Source organism: Shewanella sp. 11B5 (assembly GCF_002836795.1).
Lineage (GTDB): Bacteria > Pseudomonadota > Gammaproteobacteria > Enterobacterales > Shewanellaceae > Shewanella > Shewanella frigidimarina.
Map to the genome: position 1 here is coordinate 1 of NZ_PJAP01001024.1, position 2,639 is coordinate 2,639.

Here is a 2,639-nt window from a genome sequence, read left to right on the forward strand (position 1 = left end):
TTATTACTGACAACTCTGCTTGTATTACAAGCTTGTGGCAGTTCAGATAATAAAAAGGTCGTCGTTAACCAAAAGGTCAATGATGTTCACATCATTCAACCAGATAACGTCGCCGAATATATTGAGACGTTTAAGTTGCAATATGAACAGCTGGATCTTCAAATTGATGGCGTAAAATACAAGATTTTATTTGTTGATAGGGATGAAACTGACAAGGTCATCATAGTTAAATATGATAAAGGGCTGATTTATCTTGGTTTTGATTTTGAAAAAGAGCAGCCCATCAACAGCATCACGCTACTAGAGGGCGACACCAGCAATCTTGAACACTTCAGCCCTACAGCTATATTTAAAGGCATTAATATTGAGCTCAGTGAGCAAGAAGACAATATGGTTTACCAAGGTTCAATTGAAGAAGTTAATACCAAACATCTTCATTCAATTAGTGTTGTCATCAATGAATCGCTACTAGGAGCTGGAGATTCAACATTAACTCTTAATGGTAACGTGGCGACGTTAAATGGCACATTAGGCACATCTACCTATATTCAAATGGATGAGTTAATAAAAACAAAATCGTTCGACACCCTTAAATTTGGCAACGTTAGTGGATCAATAAATGATGAAATTAATATGCATACAGGTCGCCTTATTCGCGCCGCTAATTTAACCACCTTGATGCCACAAGGTAGCTTCGCTTATTCCGGTGGAGTTGATCTATTTGCCGCTGGTAGCCAAAGAATTTATCAAGATGGTGGTGAGTTAGGGGTTCATTCTTGGTGTTGTATTGCCGGAAAAGATGCAGGCCAATTAAGTACAACAGACCCAGCTCATGGGGCACAATTAACTTACTTTAGAGAAATGCTTGGTGCAGAAAAAGGCCCCGAATTTTATTTCTTTACCATTAACGCAGCCCCAGCCGCTACTGTTTATAAGATGCAAAGAGCCGATATGATAAAATATAATCTAGTCACTGAGTAGCCACCTAAAACTCAGTTACACTAGCTCAATAATAACGAGCACTTCCCCTTATAATACCGTGAGCTTGTTGTTTGCTTCAGATAACAAGCTCTCGTTCTGTCTTTATTTACTGACTCACAGTGCTTTAACATTATACAGTCAGACTGCACTGTCTGAAATCGAGCACGATTCAAAAGCCAGCGATAGCCTAGCTCCGCCTAATTCTGGCGCTCGGCTAATATGAAGCTTTGATCCCATCCATAAACCAATACGATCCACAATTGCTAGTCCCATGCCATGGCCCATATTGCCGCGGCTGTGCTTACCACGCACGAAAGGTTTGATCACTTGCATCGCTTCTAGCTCGTCTATACCTTGACCATCATCATCTACGTGGATCCACAGCACTTGATGCTCAACAGCTAGACTTACACGAATATGTGAACGGCTAAAACGCTGGGCGTTGCTGAGTAGATTATTCATCTGCATAGACAAGTATTTAGGATCGACATTAACTGTGACTGCTTGAGGTATAGACGACAATTCAATTTGATGCTCACCATCATCATGATCTAATACTTTATTCTGTAACCAAGCATTTAACTCTATGGTCTGCCTATTTAACGGAATGTCACCTTGGCCTAATCGAGCATAGCTTAGCAAAGTCATCACTAAGTCTTCCATGGTGTCTAAGTCGCGATTTATGCGTTGAAAATACTTAATTTTTAGCTGTGGATTTTGCGTTTCTTCCAATGCTTCAATGCCAAATCTTAACCTTGCTATGGGGGTTTTTAAATCATGCGACACAGCGCGGCTCAGCAATTTATTATCATCAAGTAGCTGCTGAATGCGGTCTGCCATGCGGTTGAACTCTGCTTCAATAGTGCCGATATAGGAGGTCTTACTCACTGTGATCCGTTGTTGTAATTCCCCCATACCAAATGCTTGAGTGGCTTGACTTAAATTGATCAGACGGCGAATCAATGGTGACACCCACAACAGTAAAATCAGCACCACACCAAGGTAAAACAACATGGTATACAGCCTATTAAGGTTCAAACCACTATTGTTTTCTATTATCAACGGAGTTGTGATATTGAGCACTTGGCCAGTACTGGATAATAAATAGTGCAACGATATGCCTTCATCGGATTCCAACATCAGAAACTTATCGGTATCGAACTGGGCTTTTAGCGACGGCGGTAATATAAATTCAACGCTGCCCATTAAAGCCAGCTGCTCAATATTATGTTGATTCCAACTCGTCAGAAAAGCTTGGCTTTGAAGCTGATGATTATCTAATGTTTTGGCTAACCCCGCCCCCATTAAGGTTAGCGCGGCAAGCTGATTGGCCGGATTAGGTTGATCATCTTCTTGATGATAAAAACTGGCAAACTCACTAATAGACCAGCCTAGACTGGCAATGGTCACTAGCACCACCAACACCAAAGAAATGATAAGTTTTTTCATGATGTAGGCGCTGCATCATCGCGGCAAAACAAATAGCCTTTGCCACGAATGGTTTTGACTTTATAGGGCTGGTCTTGAGCTTCTTGAAGCTTTTTGCGTAATCTTTATACTCTTATATCCACTTTTCTTTCTATTCCTTCTTATTCTATTCCCCTTTTCTTATACTCTATTTCTATCCTTCTCTCCACTTTTCCTTCCTTCAATTCCTT

General features: G+C 40.8%; 2 protein-coding genes. One reads left to right on the top strand and one right to left on the bottom strand.

Features of this window, described 5'->3' with window-relative positions:
• On the top strand, positions 1 to 981 hold a 981-nt coding region (locus tag CXF78_RS19795; protein ID WP_102037725.1), incomplete at its 5' end, for a hypothetical protein.
• A 138-nt stretch (positions 982 to 1,119) separates the two neighbouring features.
• On the opposite strand, the gene CXF78_RS19800 is transcribed toward CXF78_RS19795, so the two are convergent.
• Entirely contained in the window at positions 1,120 to 2,430 is a 1,311-nt protein-coding gene (locus tag CXF78_RS19800) for an ATP-binding protein (protein ID WP_102037726.1), read from the bottom strand.
• Positions 2,431 to 2,639 lie beyond the last annotated feature (209 nt).

Coding starts and splice junctions, on each gene's coding strand:
- CXF78_RS19800 (WP_102037726.1), bottom strand. CDS start 2,430: ATGAAAAAACTTATCATTTCTTTGGTGTTGGTGGTGCTAGTGACCATT.